General features: G+C 55.6%; 1 protein-coding gene. It reads right to left on the bottom strand.

The features are described 5' to 3' along the window. The coding region (locus tag J9892_RS22560; RefSeq protein ID WP_210539079.1) for a transposase at positions 1 to 293 on the bottom strand (293 nt) is incomplete at both ends.

Here is a 293-nt window from a genome sequence, read left to right as displayed (position 1 = left end):
ATGCAGCAGATTACCCAGCTGATTGAGGTCATGCTCGTTGGCCGCGGTGGTGACTAGGCTGTGGGTCAGGCCACTCTTGGCATCGACACCAATGTGGGCCTTCATGCCAAAGTGCCACTGATTGCCTTTCTTGGTCTGATGCATCTCCGGATCGCGTTGCTGCTCTTTGTTCTTGGTCGAGCTGGGTGCCTCAATGATGGTGGCATCGACCAAGGTGCCTTGAGTCATCATGACGCCTGCTTCGGCCAGCCAGCGATTGATGGTCTTGAACAATTGGCGGGCCAGTTGATGCT

The organism is Aeromonas sp. Prich7-2 (assembly GCF_017939255.1).
Classification (GTDB): domain Bacteria; phylum Pseudomonadota; class Gammaproteobacteria; order Enterobacterales; family Aeromonadaceae; genus Aeromonas; species Aeromonas caviae.
The sequence above is the reverse complement of the archived record's forward strand: the minus strand, read 5'-3'. Positions and strand labels throughout refer to the sequence as shown.